12 protein-coding genes and 2 tRNA genes are annotated in these 19525 nt (G+C 55.4%); 8 read left to right on the plus strand and 6 right to left on the minus strand.

From position 1 onward, the window contains the following. Nucleotides 1–444: 444 nt before the first annotated feature. Both Q31a_RS06640 and Q31a_RS06645 read right to left on the minus strand, forming a co-directional pair. Nucleotides 445–2646 carry a response regulator gene (locus Q31a_RS06640; protein WP_145075768.1) on the minus strand — a complete coding sequence of 734 codons (2202 nt, stop codon included), beginning with the start codon at nt 2644–2646 and terminating at the stop codon, nt 445–447. Then, nucleotides 2643–3350 (minus strand): hypothetical protein, encoded by a 708-nt coding sequence (locus tag Q31a_RS06645; protein ID WP_145075771.1) that lies wholly within the window; start codon nt 3348–3350, stop codon nt 2643–2645. The genes Q31a_RS06640 and Q31a_RS06645 overlap by 4 nt, the downstream gene beginning before the upstream one ends. A 708-nt stretch (nt 3351–4058) precedes the next feature. Between Q31a_RS06645 and Q31a_RS06650 the strand changes: the two genes are divergently transcribed. From Q31a_RS06650 to Q31a_RS06660, 3 genes are all read left to right on the plus strand, one after another. Further along, nucleotides 4059–5603: an alpha/beta hydrolase gene (locus Q31a_RS06650; RefSeq protein ID WP_231691092.1), complete on the plus strand. Its 1545-nt coding sequence runs from the start codon at nt 4059–4061 to the stop codon at nt 5601–5603. 450 nt (nt 5604–6053) lie between these two features. After that, complete coding sequence (locus Q31a_RS06655) at nt 6054–7709, plus strand: sulfatase family protein (protein WP_145075774.1); 1656 nt, start codon at nt 6054–6056, stop codon at nt 7707–7709. Between the two features lie 72 nt (nt 7710–7781). Then, entirely contained in the window at nt 7782–8654 is an 873-nt protein-coding gene (locus Q31a_RS06660; protein ID WP_145075777.1) for a hypothetical protein, read from the plus strand. Here Q31a_RS06660 and Q31a_RS06665 read toward each other — a convergent pair. Next, the gene (locus tag Q31a_RS06665; RefSeq protein WP_145075782.1) at nt 8651–9991 is read right to left on the minus strand and encodes a class II 3-deoxy-7-phosphoheptulonate synthase; all 1341 of its coding nucleotides are present in this window, start codon (nt 9989–9991) and stop codon (nt 8651–8653) included. The two genes, Q31a_RS06660 and Q31a_RS06665, sit on opposite strands and share 4 nt — an antisense overlap. 302 nt (nt 9992–10293) lie before the next feature. Here Q31a_RS06665 and Q31a_RS06670 point away from each other — a divergent pair, with 302 nt between their 5' ends. Next, the gene (locus tag Q31a_RS06670) at nt 10294–12426 is read left to right on the plus strand and encodes a S9 family peptidase (RefSeq protein WP_145075785.1); all 2133 of its coding nucleotides are present in this window, start codon (nt 10294–10296) and stop codon (nt 12424–12426) included. Between the two features lie 1378 nt (nt 12427–13804). On the opposite strand, the gene Q31a_RS06675 is transcribed toward Q31a_RS06670, so the two are convergent. Continuing rightward, on the minus strand, nt 13805–14764 hold the full coding sequence (locus Q31a_RS06675; protein ID WP_145075788.1) for a putative 2-dehydropantoate 2-reductase: 960 nt from the start codon (nt 14762–14764) through the stop codon (nt 13805–13807). A gap of 308 nt (nt 14765–15072) precedes the next feature. Here Q31a_RS06675 and Q31a_RS06680 point away from each other — a divergent pair. Next, nucleotides 15073–15147: transfer RNA gene (locus tag Q31a_RS06680), tRNA-Pro, on the plus strand. Between the two features lie 248 nt (nt 15148–15395). On the opposite strand, the gene Q31a_RS06685 is transcribed toward Q31a_RS06680, so the two are convergent. Continuing rightward, nucleotides 15396–16433, minus strand: a complete 1038-nt coding sequence (locus tag Q31a_RS06685; protein ID WP_145075791.1) for a DUF1559 domain-containing protein — start codon at nt 16431–16433, stop codon at nt 15396–15398. 501 nt (nt 16434–16934) lie between these two features. On the opposite strand from Q31a_RS06685, the gene Q31a_RS06690 reads away from it, so the two are divergent. Further along, nucleotides 16935–17318 (plus strand): DUF1559 family PulG-like putative transporter, encoded by a 384-nt coding sequence (locus Q31a_RS06690; RefSeq protein WP_145075794.1) that lies wholly within the window; start codon nt 16935–16937, stop codon nt 17316–17318. A gap of 133 nt (nt 17319–17451) precedes the next feature. Beyond that, nucleotides 17452–17634: a hypothetical protein gene (locus Q31a_RS06695; RefSeq protein WP_145075797.1), complete on the plus strand. Its 183-nt coding sequence runs from the start codon at nt 17452–17454 to the stop codon at nt 17632–17634. Between the two features lie 211 nt (nt 17635–17845). On the opposite strand, the gene Q31a_RS06700 is transcribed toward Q31a_RS06695, so the two are convergent. Next, nucleotides 17846–18886: a hypothetical protein gene (locus tag Q31a_RS06700; protein ID WP_145075800.1), complete on the minus strand. Its 1041-nt coding sequence runs from the start codon at nt 18884–18886 to the stop codon at nt 17846–17848. Between the two features lie 474 nt (nt 18887–19360). Between Q31a_RS06700 and Q31a_RS06705 the strand changes: the two genes are divergently transcribed. Further along, nucleotides 19361–19435 (plus strand) — tRNA-Pro (locus tag Q31a_RS06705). Nucleotides 19436–19525: the final 90 nt, after the last annotated feature.

Below are 19525 nucleotides of genomic sequence, written 5' to 3' on the forward strand. Positions count from 1 at the left end.
GCTAGACGTTGTGATTGACTCGAAACGCCAAGAAGAAGGTCGGTCTTTGCTTGACGCACGGTGCTGCTCCAACTGGAGAACGCGCGACGATCGGTGCGACCAACTTGACTGCATCGTGGTAAACACTTCAGTACGTGCAGAAACTGGTGCAGCGCGGCTGAGAGTTCAATCGTATTAATGCCCTGTTCGCTGAAAGTGCCTTCCGACGCAGCCACGGCCCACGGCGCAATTCTATCGCATCCTCCCGCCAGAGATATCCGAGCATCAGCACGAACTCAAGCATCTCCTCGCAAAGCTTCACGATTTGTTAGCCCAGATATTTCGTCATTTGCCGGTTGGAGGGTTGAGAGCAGCGGTGGAGCGCGGTTTGAGTCCGTAGGGGGGACGCAGGCTGATGCCCTTCAAGCAAAGCCGAGGCATTCAAGTCCGCCGCTGAGAGCTCTCTTAGAGTGCGAGTCGGCTTTTGAGTTCCGCGATCGTTTGCAATGGTAGGTTGCCTTCCAAGGGTGCGTGGTCACGCGCGACCTGCCCCAGCACTCTGGCCGGTTCTGCGAAGCAATTGAACCCAACGGTGCTGGCAGCCCCTTGCAACCAGATAGCCAGGTCCGCCAGCGTTTCCATATCTCCATCATCCCAGGCGCGTTCCATTGCGGAGAACTTTTCATCGAATGCGTCAAAGAACTCTTCGACGATGTTGCGAAACACAGCGTCATCGGTCGGCAGGCGTGAATGGATGGCGTCCTCGAAGGGGGGCATCTCCAGGTCAACAGTCATCAACTTCAGCCCTGGTAATTCGGCAGGAGTTGAAGAGTCGGCCAAAGCTGTTGCTTGACCAAGAGCTCGGTAGAGTTGTTCGGCATCGACAGGCTTAGAGAGAAATCCCGAACAGCCAAACCGTTCACACTTTTCGCGATCGCCTAGCATAGCGTGAGCCGTGACAGCAATGATGGGGCCTGCGTATCCCCGTTCCCGCAATTGACTGGTGGCCGCGTATCCGTCGAGCACCGGCATTTGCATATCCATGAGGATCGCGTCAAAGTGGACCCTTTGGGCCATATCCAGGGCGACTTGGCCGTTCTCTGCTTGCCGCACACTCGCACCGCCACTCTCCAGGAAAAGACGCAGCAGCATCCGGTTGGTTTCTGCGTCGTCGACCACGAGGACTTGGAGTCCATGGAGGCTTTCGCCCGTATCCAGCTCCTCTCCGACATCGGCGATTGGATGTTTCGCTGGAGGTTCAATCTCATCGGCCGCTGAAATTACCTCAGTTGCTATGCGGACCATGAATGTACTGCCTTGGCCGACCACGCTGGTAGCGATCAACTCACCGCCGAGTGCCTGTGCAATCCTCGCGGAAATCGCCAGCCCAAGACCTGTTCCGCCGTACTTGCGAGTCACGGAATCGTCGGCCTGAACAAAGGGACGAAACACCCAGTCCAATTTTTTCTGAGGAATCCCAATTCCAGTGTCTCGGACTTCAATTTTCAGTTCCGACCGTTCTCCCGAGAGATCCATTTTGGCTACGACCGTCACCGAACCTTCATCGGTGAATTTGATGGCATTGCCCACTAGGTTGAGCAGAAGTTGTTTCAAGCGATGCGGGTCGGAGTGGATTTCACTTGGGATCGGGCTTTCCCAGCGGTAGTCAAGTTGAATTCCCTTTACCTTGGCAGCCATACTCAGCACCGAGATCGTGCTGGACAGGATCTGCTGCGGCGAGCACGGAATGGACTCCACCCGAAGTTGGTCAGCTTCAATTTTGGAAATATCCAACACATCGTTGATCAACGTAAGCAAGTGTTGGCCGCTACGCTGGATGGTGTTGAGATAGTCGTCGGTTTCAGAGCGGGTGATCCGCCCCAAATCGCGTCGTAGGATGTCCGTAAATCCAAGGATACCATTGAGGGGAGTGCGGATTTCATGGCTCATATTGGCCAGGAACTTACTCTTTGTGCGGTTGGCCTGTTCCGCGGTATCGATGGCGCATTGCAGCGCCTCTTCCCGCCGCTCCAATTGGTCCGTATGGATCGCCAGTTTCAGCATCTCGCGCCTACTTTGCACGATCACGATCAAGAGGAATATATTCTCAAACACGACCCAGGCAGTGTGTTCCAGCCAGCGCCATTGCGTCCCCGTGGCCACACCAAATACCGATTCTGGCCACCAAGTTCCTCGAATGCAATGATCCAGGGCGACGAGGACCGTCGCGGATACCAGTACTAGCGGGTCGCGGTAGGCAGCCAGGAAGGCGAGCGAGCCGAAGATGTGAAAATGCGATTCGATACGTCCACCACTCACGTGAATCAGCAACGCAGAGAACATCACTTGACTGCACGCAACCACCATCCGCGTAGCGGCGTTGCCCGCATGAAAAATCGCCATCACAACGGGAGGCACCGCTAGCACACCTCCTCCGAATATGGCCATCAGGACGTGCTGGTGTACCTCGCTCTCAGCACCATTCCAGGTGCGAGGTGTGATGAGTACCGCCAGGATAATAGCGCCGATCCATTGAATCAGCATCAAGGCAGCAAACATGCGGTCGGTTCTGACGAAGATTGCCTGATAGTGCTCAGCCAGCTTCTGATGGATGGATGCCGTGACGTTTTTAGGGCGGCAATTCGTCAGTTCGCGGAACCAATTCACGGCGATGCTCCCACTGCAGACCACTGCCAATGCGGGGGACGCACAATATCATCATCTGTCGCGTTGAAAGCCTTTACCTCGTTTGTGGCGCAGAGTCGGCATCCAAATACGGGAATCGAGGGTTGAGGCATCTTTACCTGATTGCACAACAGCGCTCGCAGTCGATCGCAGCCTAGGTTGTCACCTTCGTGGCCACGCGAAGCAGTAATCCCGCCGGCGAACAGCAATACCCCATCCTGACGATACAATCGAGCAGCGCCACTCGTCTTGGCACCAAAGCGACTCGCTTCACGTCCTCCGGAGTCCCAGATGATTTCAGATCGTGGGAGGGCAGCGATTCGCCGAACGCTGGCAGAATCTCGCCAAGCCTCAGATGTCTCGTTCGGTATGGCAGCGACAACCGTGAGTTGGGGTTGTTGCTGATCCGTCAGTCCCATGCCGGTCAGCGTCTCTTCCAATTGTCGGATCGACGCTCGCGTGCAGACGCAACGCGGGTGCATGAAAAAGAGCAACGTGGGGCGGTCTTCCGCCAAAGTCAACCTCGCGTCGGCGGGCCATTGCGGTACAGGGCTGTCATCTGCATGCGAACTGAATTCGTATCGCGTCCCCCACGACCAAACGCCAATCGCGGCCACGCCCCAGGCAATAGCTAATAGACTCCAGAAATTGATCTGGTCTCGGATCCTGGGTCGTACGACAAACAATGGTGGTCCTCTTACCTGCAAAGTGCTTGCAAACGGCTAGATGGCAAAACGTCGCTTGTGAAACATAGGTTGCAGGTATTTGTTCGCTTGCGTGCTGTTGGTAATTCGCCAGCTTGCACAAAGGGGCTGTGACGGTCGCAAGGAAGGTGACGAACGTGGCGATCTTGCGTGTCAACGTATCCCGTGGTTCATCCACTGCTGCAGACATTCCACCCGCTGTGAGTGGCATGAGCCGCTTCTGCAAGTCCTTTTGTCGCTGGCGTCCCAAGCAGAAAATGAGGATGTTGTTGAAAAGCAGGCTGCAGCCCAACCAGCCCCAAGCTGTAACGGGCACCCGGCAGGGGGGCGTGGCTTAATCGAAGCGCACTGCGGGAGCAGGTTAACCTTAGGAAATCGGGGCTCAGGCTCTGCAACCTTGGAGCAGGCAACCTGCTCCAAGGAAAGCAGCGGTTTGCCACAATTTCAGTTGCTATCGACCCAATGTGTGGAATTTTGCTATATGCGAACCGGTGATGGTGAGTTCCTAGGAGCTCTTCCCAACTGGTCATCGCCCGCAGCTATCCATGCACTCATTCCGAGGTTGAGGCCCCGTTCATGGCTTGTCGATTCACTTCTAGCTATTCCTCATGGATCGGAAACGTTGCTTGCGCAATGCTGCTCCTGCTTGCTGGGTGCGGCCAGAAGCCCGCGGCACCACATGCGGAACGCATGGCAGCGCCCGAAGCTGGCCAGGAAAACGAAGCTGGCCAGGAAAACGAAGCTGGCCAGGAAAACGAAGCTGGCCAGGAAAACGAAGCTGGCCAGGAAAACGAAGCTAGCCCAGGCTCGGCCGACAGCTCGACAGCCAGTCCAGCCTCCCAAGTCACGAGCTTCCCAGCGACCGTAACGGAATTCCCGGAGATGGCGGCGATGCCCATGGAAGCCATGGTGGAAACGCCTCAATCGCTAGCCCCTGCCCCCTCATTGCCAGCCGGAGCCGTCCGTGAAGCGGGGGCTCAATTCACCACCGTCGAAGTTCTGTATGCCACCGATCGTGCTCGGCGTGGTAAAGCATTTGCCGAAGTACAAGTTGCTGACCATCAGAGGACGCAAATCGTCTGTTACGCAGTACTAGCATTCTTGGTGGGCTCTGCGTTGTTGAGCTTTCTTCTGAAGCAATTGCAAACTGGACTGTCACTGCTGTTCGTCAGTGCGGCTGTCGGTTGCATTGCCATCGTGTTCTCCGTCTTTGGTGAGCCACAAGTCATCAAGCAGGGTGTTGCCTACTCGGGGGAACGGGGGGAACTGGTACGGGGTGTTTGCCAGGTAACCGTCCCAGCCACGCATCGTCCCGGCACAATCGAACGCCCCAGCCTGCTTCGTTTTGAACTGCGCGAAGATCAACAGAAGCATATCGTATTAACCGCAGCGACGGAGCTCACGGCAGATACCTTCCGAACTCATCTGTCGGAGCTGGTCGAATCCTCGCCGAAGCGAGACGTGATGGTTTTCATTCACGGCTACAACGTCGAATTCGAGTCGGCCGTCAGGCGGACTGCGCAAATCGCGGTCGACCTGCCTTTCGAGGGAGTTCCGGTTTGTTACAGTTGGCCCAGTCAAGGTTCGTTGCTGGGCTATACCATCGACGAAAACAATGCGGAGTGGACGACGGCACATTTAAAACAATTTCTGCTCGAGTTAGTCGAGGAGAGTGGCGCTCAGTCGATCAATGTGATTGCACACAGCATGGGAAACCGCGCGATGACACTAGCGATCCAACAGCTCAGTGCGCAGCGATCGCCGGATGCTCCTCCCATGTTCGACCGTGTCGTTTTGGCCGCACCCGATGTTGATGCAGAGCGATTCTCTCGCGACTTTGCTCCACCTCTCCTCGAAGTTTCCCAGCACGTAACGCTGTATGCGTCTTCCGACGACCGCGCACTACTCGCTTCCAAACGCGTGCACGGACATCCGCGGGCTGGCGAAAGCGGCTCGAATCTAACGGTCGTCCCTGGTGTTGAAACCATTGATGTAAGTGGGATCGATCTGAGTCTGTTGGGACACAGCTACTACGGCGACAGCGAGTCGATGTTGCGTGACCTGTACGGTATTTTCGGAAACCGTCTGCCCGCCGCCCAACGTCATCTCCAAGCCATGCACACCATCCAGCAAATGCTGTATTGGCAACTGACGCAGCCCATGCCACCTCACGGGCAGTCTCTCCCACCACAACAAGCCTTCGTATCTCCGTTCCCAGCGGCTCCCACACGCTAGCCTACCGTTGCTCGCCAGCCCGCAGGCTAGCTCCAAGTGCTGGCTCAACGCGTCGGGGAATGTCTTGGAGACGCCTTTCGCAGGCATTCTGGGCACTGGTCCTTCTCGGCCATGCGGTTTGCTGAGCCAATCAACGCAAACCTCCCCAATCGATTACGATAGTATCAGGCCAGTTGTTACAATGGCGGATGATCGGATGGATAGCCCTCGCAGATGAACTGCGACTGCTTCAAGGAGCGGAAGCCAAGCTCCATTGAAGTTCTGGGGCTAGGCGGCGAGTGGCAGGTGGCAGCCCACCCTCGTGCGATTCGCTCGAGTTCGGCTTCGGTGCGCCAACAAGTCTGGCAATAGCGGCAATCGTGCCCCGCTCAAATTCATCGATCGCACGTCCGGGAACGCTTTCGAGCTCAACCCCATGAAACCTGTTGTCGCTCCTCTTGGATTTTCAGTATGAAAACTATTCTTCCCTCTCTTGTTCTAATCTGGATCTCTTGTTGCGCTACGATTGTTCATGCGGCGGAACGCCCCAACATCTTGTTCATCATGTCGGACGATCACACCGCTCAAGCCGTAGGCGCCTATGCCACGCTGCTTAAAGAACTCGATCCAACGCCGACCATCGACACGCTGGCACGGGAAGGGATCTGCTTTGAGAATGCTTTTTGCACCAACGGAATTTGCACTCCTTCACGAGCCTGCATCATTACTGGGCAGTACGACCACATCAACGGGGTCTTTGACCTGAATGGCAATATTGCGCCGGCGAAACAAATGTTGCCAATTCAAATGCGACAGGCCGGCTACCAAACTGCCATCATTGGGAAATGGCATTTGAAGACCGAACCCAATTTCGACTACTACAAGGTGCTACCAGGGCAGGGGAGCTACTTTGACCCTACTTTTCGAGTGCAGGGAGATCAGCCCTGGCCGAAGAACGTGGTCGAGTCTCCGGGGCAGCATTCGTCGGATGCTATTACCGATGCGACACTCGAATGGTTTCGCGAGACTCGCGATCCTCAACGCCCCTTTTTTCTATGCCATCAATTTAAGGCCCCCCATGACTATTTTGAAAATGCACCGCGCTATCAATCGTACCTAGCAGATGTCACTATCCCCGAGCCTGATACGCTCTACGACGTGCCGGCTAGCTGGGGCTCCCTAGCGACGCGTGGTGATCAGGACGAACTGCGACCTCACATCGGTACTTCAATCGGAACTCGCAATCCTCGCCGATCCTACGCCGTCGATTTGTACGAACGCTATCCCGAGGAGTTTCCGGCTGGCTACAACCCTCACACATTTTCCGAAGTTGAAACGACACGGCTGGCCTACCAAGCGTATCTCAAGAAGTACCTGCGGTGTGTGAAGGGAGTCGATGACAATTTGAAACGCATTCTCGACTACCTGAAGGCAGAAGGGCTGTACGACAATACGTTGATTATTTACACCGGCGACCAGGGGTTCTGGTTGGGAGAGAATGATTTTCAGGACAAGCGTTGGGCCTACGACCCTTCCCAACGCATGCCCTTGATCGTGCGTTATCTGCCAACTATTCCAGCCGGAATTCGAAGTGATGCCATGGTTGAAAATGTCGATTTCCCCGCCCTGATGCTGGACTTTGCTGAGGCGGAAGTACCAGCCGACGTGCAAGGGAAATCGTTTCGCGCAATCTGTGAAACAGGCCAGGAGCCGCCCGAGTGGAAACAAGCGGCCTACTATCGCTACTGGATGCACATGGCTCACCATGACAATCCTGGAGAGATGGCGATTCGCACCAAGACTCACAAACTGATCTACTTTTATGGTTGCGACTATGAAGGTGGATCTCCCACACCTCCTGGCTGGGAATTGTACGACTTGACCAAAGACCCACAGGAGCTCGTCAACGTCTACCACGATCCTAGTTATGCACCGGTGCGCGATGAGTTGAAGGAACAGTTCGCCGAACTGCGCAGGCAGGTCGGGGACGACGGAACGCACTATCCGAAATGCGAAGCTGTCGTCCGGCGGTATTGGGATTATGATGAGCAAGATCGGCTGGACGCCGTTGAGATCTCCCATCATTTTAAGGCCCAACGCGAGGCGTCCCTTAAGCAGGCTCGCTAGATTTAGTAGCTGCCGATATTTGCAAACTCCTCACCCTGTTATCGCACCACACTAAACTGCAGGAAGACGACCATGCCAGTTGGGCAAAATCAAACCAGACCATTGCTTCGAGCTGTTGCCGGATGTTTCGTTGGGATGTGGCTGACCGGGGCAGCTGTGCCCTCTGTCGGGTTCGCTCAGAAGGCTGCGGCGGGGGTGCCGAGTGAGGCAGAGTCGTTGGAAGACCCTGCCATCTCTGGCGGCACGGTTGCTAGACTGGGGCGAACTCTCTTCCTATCGAGCACTGCTGGAAAGGAATCGGAGCCGATCACGATTCCGCGAATGTATGCCAGCTTGAGAGCGATGGAGTGGATCACGGCGGTCGACTCGTCCTCCCAAGAAACGACTCTCAAGCTTCAGCCCGAGCTCGACAGCTGGATTATCAGCTGGAAGGAACGACCGGCTGGGGCAGAGGCGATTGCCTTGCATTTTGATCAGCGGCCAGTCCTAGCGTCGGAAGTAAGGCCTATTATTGCCACCGGTGATGGCTCCCTGATGCTGCCCGCACACCGAGCTCGAACGAGCGGCGAAAAAATCCGCTATGAACCCCAGACGTTTAAGAATACGGTGGGCTACTGGGTCGGAAAGCAGGATAGTGCGCGTTGGGAGATCTTGATCGTCGAACCAGGAAAGTTCAATGTCGGGATTCTTCAAGGATGTGGCGCCGGGCAAGGAGGGAGTCAGGCGAGCTTAAGCCTCCTGCGCAAGGGGGATGACGTCGTTACTCAGGTCGACTTCGAAGTCCTCGAAACAGGCCACTTCCAGAATTTCCAGTGGCGTCACGTGGGAGTGCTCGAAGTCCTAGAACCGGGCAAGTACCAACTCCAAATTGCACCTCAGAAAATCCACAAGGCCGCCTTGATGGATGTCCGAGCCGTCCACCTCGTACCCGTGCCAGCGTCTTAAAACGGCTTGATTTCATTCGCGATGGAAAAGGCGATTTCCATCGCTTGCTCATAGTTCAATCGCGGATCGCAGTGCGTGTTGTATGCGGTGTGAAGGTCGTCCTCGGTTAGGCCGCTGGATCCTCCCACACACTCGGTGACGTCTTCACCCGTCAGTTCCAAATGCACACCCCCGAGTCGTGATCCGCAACTGCGGTGCACTGCAAAGGCAGAACGCAGCTCAGCTAAGACATCATCGAAGCGACGTGTCTTTTGCCCTGACGTTGTCGAAACGGTATTGCCGTGCATCGGATCACAGACCCACAACACTTGGGAGCGGCAATCTTGGATTGCCTCGATCAGGGCCGGTAAGATCGTTTCCACCTTGCCCTGCCCCACGCGGTGGATCAGGGTAACTCGCCCTGGCTCATTCTCGGGATTTAGGAGCCGCACCAAATCGACGACTTCTTCAGGTTTGGCGGTGGGCCCGATCTTGATTCCAATGGGATTGCGAATTCCTCGCAGCATCTCAACATGCGCCCCCGTGATGGATCGGGTGCGTTCACCAATCCACGGAAAGTGCGTGCCGAGGTTGTACCAACCGGTGCCACGCACGCTTTCCCGCGTCAAGGATTGTTCGTAATCTAGGTGAAGCGCTTCGTGCGAGGTAAAGAAATCGACTCGCCCTAATTCCGCGATGGGTTTGGCTGAAATGGCATCGATGAACTTGAGCGCATCACCAAGGGAATTCACGAGCTCGCGATAACGCTCAAACTCAGGTCGATCCTCGACAAAGGTCAATTTCCAATTTTCGGTGTGATGTAGATCCGCAAATCCCCCTTCGCTCAACGCGCGAATGAAGTTCAAGGTCAGTGCCGAGCGCTCGTAGCCGCGAAGCAGCAACTGGGGATCATTACGGCGATGGTCCGTGGAGAATGGAGCGCGGTTGATCAAATCACCGCGGTAGGAAGGGAGCGTTTGACCGTCTCGACTCTCGGTATCGCTCGACCGTGGCTTCGCGTACTGACCGGCAATCCGTCCCAATCGAACAATGCGCTGCCCCGATCCAAAGATCAGCACCAAACTCATTTGCAACAAGACTTTGAGCTTGCTGGCAATCGACTCTGACTGGCAATCATCGAGCGACTCGGCGCAATCTCCCCCCTGCAGCAACCAAGCTTCGCCAGCCTGCGCTTTGGCCAATTGCTGTTTGAGGCTGTCGACCTCCCAGCTCGTTACCAAGGGAGGAAGCAGACGCAACGCCGCCAACACTTCATTCAGCTCTTGAGGGTCGAGATAGCTGGGCTGTTGGCTGGCGGGGCGAGACTTCCAAGAGTCAATATTCCAATTGGCAGGCATGAATTGAGCAATCTGAGCTAAATTAATTGAGTTCTAGAGTGGGTTGTCACTTGCACCCAGGGGAAGGGGCACTTCGTTGCCGCAGGGCACTAAGTTAGTCGGCGACTTGTTTTTTGGCTAGCGAAACAGGCTGTCAGGATCGAAAAGCAGCTGGGATTGTTCACTTCGCCGCCACCACGCAGACCGAAGGGTATGATTATACTGTCGCGGGTTTAAATCCGAACCTGCCAATATTCCCACCAATCCGCCGGGCGTCTCCCACGGGTTGTTGCGAACTAGCTAGGACATCAGGAGCATTTGAGATGATTCTTAATCGTCGTTTAATAAGTTGTTTGATCATTGGAGTACTCGTATTGTCGTCTCCCATGGCTGGCGCCGCTGAGCGATTAACCCCTGAGAAAATGTGGGATTTGGCTCGGATTGGTGATGCTGCCGTCTCGCCCGACGGACAGACGTTGGCCTACCTGGTGACGCGCTACGATCTGGAGGAGAACGCGGGAACCGCCAGTTTGGTGCTACAGACGTTAGAGACTGGAGCATCCTCCCAAGCCTCTCAAGTGGCCCGTGCTTTTGAAACCCAGCTCCGCGCGCCGGAGGGACGCACCGTATTGAAGGATATCAAGGGCCTGAGCTCTCTAGGCTGGCTCAATCACCCTGGCGGTGCCAAATTGATCTATATCGCTCCCACCGAGGGGGAAGAGGGGAAGCCTCAAGCTTGGCTACTCGATCCCCAAGGCGGAGAGCCTCAGCAGTTAACCGAGCTGGAAGCGGGCATTGGCAACCTAAAAGCATCACCAGCGGGCAACGCCATCGCCTTTACCGCTGACGTCAAAATGGATAAGTCGGTGAAGGAGATCTATGCCGATCTCCCCAAAGCGGACGCCCGCATCATCGATGCGCTCCTCTACCGTCACTGGAATGAGTGGCACGATTATGCTTACAGCCATGTCCATGTGATGCCGATTGACGCGGAGCTCAAGCCGGGCAAAGTCGTCGACCTCATGGTTTCACTCAAGGCGGATTGCCCAGTGCCTCCGTTTGGCGGCGCGGAGCAGTTCGAATTCTCGCCCGATGGGCTGGAGCTGGCTCTAACTCTGAAGCTGGTCAACAATCCTGCGGAGAGTACCGATACCGGTGTCTACTTGACGAGTATCGAGGGGGGAGCGTTAAAGAACATTACCCCAGGCATGCCTGGGTACGATATGGAGCCTCGCTATTCGCCCGACGGACGCTACTTGGCATTTCACTCCATGGAACGCCCCGGTTTCGAATCGGATCGCAATCGCATCATGCTCTACGACCGTCAAGCCAACTCCTTGCGTGAATTGACGGTTGCCCTCGACCAAACCGCGCACAACGCAACCTGGACTTCGGATAGTCAGAGCCTCTATTTTTATAGTGAGACGCGTGGTACCACCCAAGTCTTTCAAATCGACGTCGCCACGTCGAGCGTCAAGCAGATTTCAGAGGGGCGATTTGACTTTGCGTTGGTCGCTTCAATTCCCGGCACTCCCCGGGTGATTGTCCGCCAGCAGAGCATGTTGCGCCCGGTCGAATTGGCGATGATTGACAGCACGACGCGCGCGGTGACGACTATTACGGATGTGAATGGAGCGATCTACGCCAACCTTGAACTGCCAAAAGTGGAAGAGCGATTTTTCACGGCGACCGATGGCAAGCAGATTCAGAACTGGGTCATTTTGCCGCCGGAGTACGACCCCGCCTCGGATAAGCAATGGCCCATGCTAACCTACTGCCAAGGTGGTCCCCAAGGACAGATTGGGCAGTGGTTTTCCTACCGTTGGAATTTTCACATGATGGCTTCCAAGGGCTACGTCGTACTTGCCGTGAACCGTCGCGGTCTGCCTGGTTTCGGACGTGAATGGAACGATCAGATTAGTGGTGACTGGGGGGGGCAAGCCATGCAGGATATCTTGGCTTCCACGGACGGCATGTTGGCCGATCCCAAAATCGACCGACAACGGGTCGCCGCGATCGGGGCAAGTTTTGGTGGATACACCGTCTACTGGCTCATGGGACACGCCGAGAGTCGCTTCAGTGCCATGATTGCACACTGTGGAGTTTACAACCTGGAATCGATGTACGGATCGACCGAAGAGCTGTTCTTCGTCAACTGGGATCTGGGCGGCCCTTACTGGCAAAGCCAAGAAATTGCTCAGAAGTACGCCGATTTCTCCCCTCACAAGTTTGCGGGCAATTGGAAGACGCCCCTGCTGGTCATCCACGGAGAAAAAGATTTCCGCGTTCCGGTAACCCAAGGAATGGAAGCCTTTACCGCCGCTCAGGTCCAGGGCGTTCCCAGCCGTTTCCTCTATTTCCCCGAGGAAGGGCACTGGGTCATGTCGCCGCAAAATGGAGTGGTGTGGGGCCGCGTCTTCTTCGACTGGCTAGATCGCTATTGCAAGCAGCCTTAACAGGCGAGCGCCCTGCCTAAAAGTAGCCCGCCCCGCCACGCATCGAAATCGTAACCCGCTGCGTGAGCAAGGACGAGTGGTCACCGCTACAGGACAGCCAGGGGCCCTACCTCCGCACCAATTCGAAGATTCATCCAACATCTTCAGCCGCGCGAACGAGGCGCGAGTTTCTACTACGACTGTGCGATTCGTCGCGTGGCTTTTATCCTGCAACTGAAAGTGCATCACCATCACCCGGCACGCATCGAAATCGTAACCCGCTGCGTGAGCAAGGACGAGTGGTCACCGCTACAGGACAGCCAGGGGCCCTACCTCCGCACCAATTCGAAGATTCATCCAACATCTTCAGCCGCGCGAACGAGGCGCGAGTTTCTACTACGACTGTGCGATTCGTCGCGTGGCTTTTATCCTGCAACTGAAAGTGCATCACCATCACCCGGCACGCATCGAAATCGTAACCCGCTGCGTGAGCAAGGACGAGTGGTCACCGCTACAGGACAGCCAGGGGCACTACCTCTGCACCAAACCGAAGATTCATCCAACATCTTCAGCCGCGCGAACGAGGCGCGAGTTTCTACTACGACTGCGCGATTCGTCGCGTGGCTTTTATCCTGCAACTGAAAGTGCATCACCATCACCTGCCACGCATCGAAACCGTAACCCGCTGCGTGAGCAAGGACGAGCGGTCACCGCTACAGGACAGCCAGGGGCACTACCTCCGCACCAATTCGAAGATTCATCCAACATCTTCAGCCGCGCGAACAAGGCGCGAGTTTCTACTACGACTGCGCGATTCGTCGCGTGGCTTTTATCCTGCAACTGAAAGTGCATCACCATCACCTGCCACGCATCGAAACCGTAACCCGCTGCGTGAGCAAGGACGAGTGGTCACCGCTACAGGACAGCCAGGGGCACTACCTCTGCACCAAACCGAAGATTCATCCAACATCTTCAGCCGCGCGAACGAGGCGCGAGTTTCTACTACGACTGCGCGATTCGTCGCGTGGCTTTTATCCTGCAACTGAAAGTGCATCACCATCACCTGCCACGCATCGAAACCGTAACCCGCTGCGTGAGCAAGGACGAGTGGTCACCGCTACAGGACAGCCAGGGGCACTACCTCCGCACCAATTCGAAGATTCATCCAACATCCTCAGCCGCGCGAACGAGGCCCGAGTTTCTACTACGACTGCGCGATTCGTCGACGACGCTTCTCAGCGGTCTATTGCTTCATTGCGCTTCGAGTTGGCTGGATTGGCTTGGTCCCTGCTTCTCCTCGCCAGCCGACTCTGCCTCGAGTGTTGACAGCATGCCTGAGATTCGGCGGTGCCATGCACAGCCTGTTGCTGCCCCTGCGAAGATTTGCTGTGAGGCAACGTTAGGTCACGGGCGTCAGATTTCTCGTTTGCCGTTCTCCCAGAAATCGAAGTTGTTCGTACAGGACTTCGATTTTCGTAGACCGATACCCGGCTTTGAGCGCGGCCCGGATCGGATTGCCAAAAATTGCTTCGACCTCGATCGGGCGGCCAGCCCGATAGTCCAAGAGCATACTGCTATCGTAGGGGACCATCTTTCGAGTGTCTCCCAGCATTTTTTGGATGTGCTCGTCCTCCACGGCAGACCCGCAGGCGGCAGCAGCTCCTTGGACATCGCGCATCAGCGATTCCGTCAACGCACTTGCCGCTGGAGAATCCATGATCGCTCTTGTGTCCGCTTGCAAGATCACGCTCAACCCGTTGTAGGGAATGTTCCATACCAACTTTCGCCACCGCACCGTCTGCAGATCCTCGGCCGGCTGCATGTCGATCCCTGCTTGCCGAAATTCGTCCGCCAGCTGTTGCATGCGAGGGGTGATGCTGCCCGCCAACTTGGGCGAATACTCACCGAAAGCGATCCGCCCATAGTCGATGTGTCGAATATGCCCCGGACCTATCTTATTGCTACACAGGAAGCAGCAGCCTCCCAGGACGTTTTCCGCCCCGACTATGCGAGCGGCATCCTCCTCGATCTGGTAGCCGTTTTGTAGAACCAGCACAAGCGTTCGCGGTCCACAGACCGCGGCCAATGCCTCTGGCAATGCATCGTTGGCGGTTGTCTTCCAGCAGACAATTGCCACATCTACTTTGGGCATATCCGCGGGGGACTGATAGACCTGAGGGGACGTGAGCAGGAAATCCCCCCCAATAGACTCCACCCGCAATCCTGCCGACTTTACCTGCTGAAAATCGCTCCGGAGCAGAAAATGAACATCTCCCACTCCAGAATTTGCAAGCATTCCACCGTAGAGCCCACCAAGGGCTCCCGTACCGAGGATGGCATAGCTAGTTTTCCGACTCATTAGCGGGAACACCCTGGCAAAATTGAAAAAAGAAGATGGGGAAGTTCGCTCTTGGGGTGGCAAGCATCGCATGCTCGGGCCGGACAAAATCCTGCGGGCCGCATAGGATCCACGCGATGCTCCCCAGCGTGGGGTTAGAAGAGTTATTTTAGTGGAAAACTGGCGGGATTTTTACATCTACCGGCACCTCGACAGAACTAAATTACGAGTGCTCGAGTCTTGAAAAGTAAGTTTGTAGAAAATAGAAGCGAAATGCGAGCGAAAACGCATTGCAGCAAACTCGGTCATCCGCTAAATTTCTTCTCGTTCGGGGTGTGGCGCAGCCTGGCTAGCGCATCTGGTTTGGGACCAGAGGGTCGTAGGTTCGAATCCTATCACCCCGACTTTAGGATCACAACAGCCCGTCGCATTGATTTGCGACGGGCTATTTTTTGCTGAATAGCAATTTCAAATGGCTGCCTGGACGATGCCTCATGGTCAATGGAACGTGCGGCATTTCTTTATTCGGCTGAACACCGAACACAAAGCCTGACCCCGGCGCAGCCTTGCCGCTGACCCCGGCGCAGCCTTGCCGGCACTAGTTTGTCAGACGAGCCCAGGATTGTAATTCGATGCAGGAAGGCAATGTCGACTAATCATTGGGACCGCCCGAACGACTAAAAAGCTTGACCAATGTGTTGAAGTCAGTAGATTCGGAAAGGAATTTGACTGAACCATCCGCCATTGCGACGTTGGCACCACCGGAATGAAGCGAATAGATGCCGGTCGAGTTCGACTGATTCACACCAACTTGGTGATGACTCATCGACCACGCGAAGGTGTTACTTGCGTTCCAGCCGGGTTGACCGGGGTAGTCTGCGTTCGGATTGTACGGAGTGACGTGCGGTTTGCCACGTAGTAGGTCAATCGGCTTCCCACCACGCTCAACCACCGCGATCGTATTCGACAAACCATCGGTAATGTCGCTGAATTTTCCCGCTCGATAGCGTTTCAATTGTGTACCAGCGATTGTTCCGTTGCCGAAATCTGGCCATCCCCATACACCCCAGCGAAAGAAAACGGTTTCGAATCCGTTGCTTCCACTGGGGAGTGGGTTGGGCACCAAGACTTGAATCCCCGCCATCGCATCGTAATCGCTTCGAGCCGCAAAGTACGTTGTTGCAACAGGGGCGGGCGGTAGTCCAACTGGTGGCGATGCATGCGATCGCCCCGAACCCATGTTTTGTCGAGGATCGGGGCCCGACGGACAGACCAAAACCGGAACAACTGATTGAGCAATGGGTGCGTTGATTGCATCAGTTGCAAACGCCGACCAGTCAAGTGAATCTCGAAGCTTCGTCTGTTCCAAGTACGGAAGAAGCTCGACACGCCACGAATGCATATGAAAGAGATCCCACTCCTGAAGCGGATACTTTAGCGAAGTGCCGTTGTAAAGCGACGGAAGCGAACCCCGAGAAGCTTCGAAGGAATGAACCGCCTGCAATACCTGACGCTGATTGCTCTGACACTGCATTCGACGCGCAGACTCGCGAGCAGATTGCACTGCGACAAGGGTGAGCGCCAGCAGAATCCCGATGATTGCAATAACAACCACTAACTCCAACAGCGTGAATCCATTATGCCGACGCCTGCGGGGCTGGTCGTGAGAACAAAAGCCGTGCTGGTTCATAAATCACCGGTTTTGCTGAAACTTCTGATTTGTCGATCGCTTAGAATGGGCACGTGTACTGCTGACATAGTACACCAGGTCATCGCGACCATCAAGTAGTGATAGCTCACATCCAGCCGAGGAGCCGAGTACCATGATTACTTCTTTCCTGATAACCCGTACTGACCGATCGAACGTCAGGGACAGCGAACACAAAGAATCGACTTCGCGTCACCACGGCTTGTTAGAGCTTTCGGAAATCGGCATTTGCTAGCATTCGGCTGGAGCGGACTGCAAGCACTGTCCGCGCTCGTTCTCTGCGTCTCCCCGACTCCCGCGACTCTGCGTTAACTTTCCTGGGAGCATTCTCGTGCCATCCAACAACACGTCGCTAACAGAGCCGGTAAAACTATCGCCTACAAATGGATGCGTGGCACCAATTGCGTTCCCCAATTGCGTTCCTTCATATTGAAGAAAGTGGACAATAGAAACTGACCAACCATCTTGGAAGAGGAGTGAGCGATGCGTTCGCGTACCGGCATGTTACTGATGTTCGTTTTGTGTCTTGGCTGCAACCGTGCCGAGGAAGCTCGTCGCAAAGCCACCCAGCATAATCTTAAACAAATCGAACTTGCTCTAAAGAATTACCACGAAACGCACGAGTCGCCTGACTCGGAGTTGTCGCACGTTATCGCCGCCGAAACCGAATACTACACGACCAGCCCACAACAGGGCCGACCACCAGATGGAAAGTTTCCGGCAGGCACGAAGGTCAGCATCGTCGAGGAGGCAGGCAGTTATGTGTTGGTGAAATCAGAGGACGGTGTCGAGGCGTATGTCGGTGCGGGTGCGGTCAAGCCCCAGGGAAACTTAGGCATGCCTGAAATCATTGATGGCAGCTGCTGAACTTGCTCGACTGAACTTTGCCCAGTCCGCAACGCCATGATCACCACCCAGTGGAAGGACGTAATCCCTTAAGATGATTTCCAGGATCGGCTTGAGGTTCATGGTTTCTTCATCGTTGACGCATTGACACACTTTGGCCATCGCCAGATATCGATCAGTGGGAATCTGTGGCCTCGATCGCAACGGGTTCTGGGCTGATGCGCCTACGAAGATCTCTTGCAAGTTGATTGACTTCGTCGCCGGCGATTATGGAGACATGGTCGGCGTCGATGTCGATCACCTCAATCGGGCGACCCATGAGCTTGCCCCAGCCTAAGTCCGACCGGGAATCGGTATCAAGCGTGTAGCTGCGTCCGTTTGGATCCAACGCTCGGTACGGACCAACCCGACGGGGACAGTGAATGACGCTTTTGCACGACCCGGATGCCAGCTGGCGAATGTGGCCGGGAACGCTAGCAAAGCACTTCTGCTAGCGGGCGGATTCCTCCCCACAGAAGTAGCATGCACTGTCCCCGCGTCGGTCTTACTCATTTGCGTTCGATCTTCTTTTCATAAAGTACGAAGTTGATCTGCGTGGCAGAGAGAATTGCGTCCTCTGGCACGGCGACAAAGGTGAACATATCGCTGTCGCAGGCAATCAACTGGCCTTGTGCATCCAGAAGCACGACGTGACCTTTCGGCCAGACAGTTTTGGTTCGTTTGATTCGTTCAAAATCGCTGTCCAGCTCCCATCCGCTGTACTGTTTGTGGACATTACCTTCTCCGTTGCTCTTCGATAGGTCGCGTTTGCGCACATCGATAGAAAATTGATACGGTTCGACACTCTCGAACTTTAGATACGTGTTGCGATCCTTGCCGACTTGATCCACAAAGGCGACTTTCGTCTGAAACCGAACCACCGAGTCCGCGCCTTCGGCAGTCACCACTGGCTGGACTTCGTCCAATTTTGCGACAACTTTGCTTGATCGACCGACCATCGTGGCCGCACGTTCCGGTGAAATGGGCAAGGTTCCGATCGGCTGAGTCGACTCGTAGACGACAATCTTGAAGTGGGTTGCGGTTAGCAATCTCTCTTTCGGACCATCGATCACGAGACTAGCAAGCTGCATCGGCCGCTCGGAAGGTTCGACGTCGAGCGTTTGGTGACAGACGCCGACAACATGACCCTCTTGATTGAAAAAGGCTGCGTAATAAGCGACGTACAACGTTGAGTCCGTCTCATTGGTAATGTCGGCCAGCGGATTGATGGCCCAGTCGTCTTTCATAAAAGGTTTACAAGTGATCCGAACGCGGTAGTGCGTTCGTCCCTTGAATTCAAATTCAAACGGCTTGGTGAAATCATGAACGGCAGGATCGAACTTGCCTTCGGCTCGCAGGACCAGTGTCGAACCGCTGTCAGCATCCGGGAGCGTCAGCTTGACATCGCTCGGCAAGTCTTCGTATGCAGCGGCGGTCGCATTGTCCGGTGAAGGCACGACAGCGACGGCATCGTCGGGCTGGCGGCATCCACCGAACAGTAGGATGCCCAAAAGCAGAATGCAAATTTTGATTGAAGGATTCGCGTTCATCAGGTCACTTCCAAGGGATCGCTTGAGTCAAAAACGACAGGCGGTTGTTTTCGTTACGGTCCGCAGCATTGAACCGACGGGGACCGTGCTTGACATTGTAGCGCAATCCGGATGCTAGCTGGCGAGTGGAGCCGGGAACGCTAGCAAACCACTTCTCCTACCAGGCGGATTCCTCCCCACCGAAGTAGCATGCACTGTCCCCGCGTCGGTCCCTGTCCCCGCGACGGTCCCCGCGACGGTCCGTCCTCGCGTCGGTCCGTCCTCAAAGCCAAACCGTATTCGAAGTTTTAGACACCGTCAAAATGTTTCTGCACCCACTCGCCGACCAGCGACGTGCGATCAATCAATTGGGAATTTCGAATACGCTGAAGGCGTTAAACAACCGAGCCCAGAGTAAGCGATTCGAACGTCAGCCGTTAACGCTTCAATCGTAGGGATCCGCATGCTACAATAGTTGTTGGCTCACACCAACATCGGGGCGTGGCTCAGCTTGGTAGAGCGTCTCCGTTCGGGGCGCGGAGGTCGCAAGTTCAACTCTTGTCGCCCCGACTTTCAATTAAAAAACAGCTCGTCGCATTCAATTGCGGCGAGCTGTTTTTCGTTCCATCGCAACGGTTTTGGGGTTGATTTGCATTTTGG

Origin of the sequence: Aureliella helgolandensis, from assembly GCF_007752135.1 — a bacterium.
GTDB lineage: Bacteria > Planctomycetota > Planctomycetia > Pirellulales > Pirellulaceae > Aureliella > Aureliella helgolandensis.

Excerpts from the sequence above, each read along its gene's own strand:
- Q31a_RS06650 (WP_231691092.1), top strand. The coding sequence starts at position 4,059 with ATGGCAGCGCCCGAAGCTGGCCAGGAAAACGAAGCTGGCCAGGAAAAC.
- Q31a_RS06655 (WP_145075774.1), top strand. The coding sequence starts at position 6,054 with ATGAAAACTATTCTTCCCTCTCTTGTTCTAATCTGGATCTCTTGTTGC.
- Q31a_RS06660 (WP_145075777.1), top strand. The coding sequence starts at position 7,782 with ATGCCAGTTGGGCAAAATCAAACCAGACCATTGCTTCGAGCTGTTGCC.
- Q31a_RS06665 (WP_145075782.1), bottom strand. The coding sequence starts at position 9,991 with ATGCCTGCCAATTGGAATATTGACTCTTGGAAGTCTCGCCCCGCCAGC.
- Q31a_RS06670 (WP_145075785.1), top strand. The coding sequence starts at position 10,294 with ATGATTCTTAATCGTCGTTTAATAAGTTGTTTGATCATTGGAGTACTC.
- Q31a_RS06675 (WP_145075788.1), bottom strand. The coding sequence starts at position 14,764 with ATGAGTCGGAAAACTAGCTATGCCATCCTCGGTACGGGAGCCCTTGGT.
- Q31a_RS06685 (WP_145075791.1), bottom strand. The coding sequence starts at position 16,433 with ATGAACCAGCACGGCTTTTGTTCTCACGACCAGCCCCGCAGGCGTCGG.
- Q31a_RS06690 (WP_145075794.1), top strand. The coding sequence starts at position 16,935 with ATGCGTTCGCGTACCGGCATGTTACTGATGTTCGTTTTGTGTCTTGGC.
- Q31a_RS06700 (WP_145075800.1), bottom strand. The coding sequence starts at position 18,886 with ATGAACGCGAATCCTTCAATCAAAATTTGCATTCTGCTTTTGGGCATC.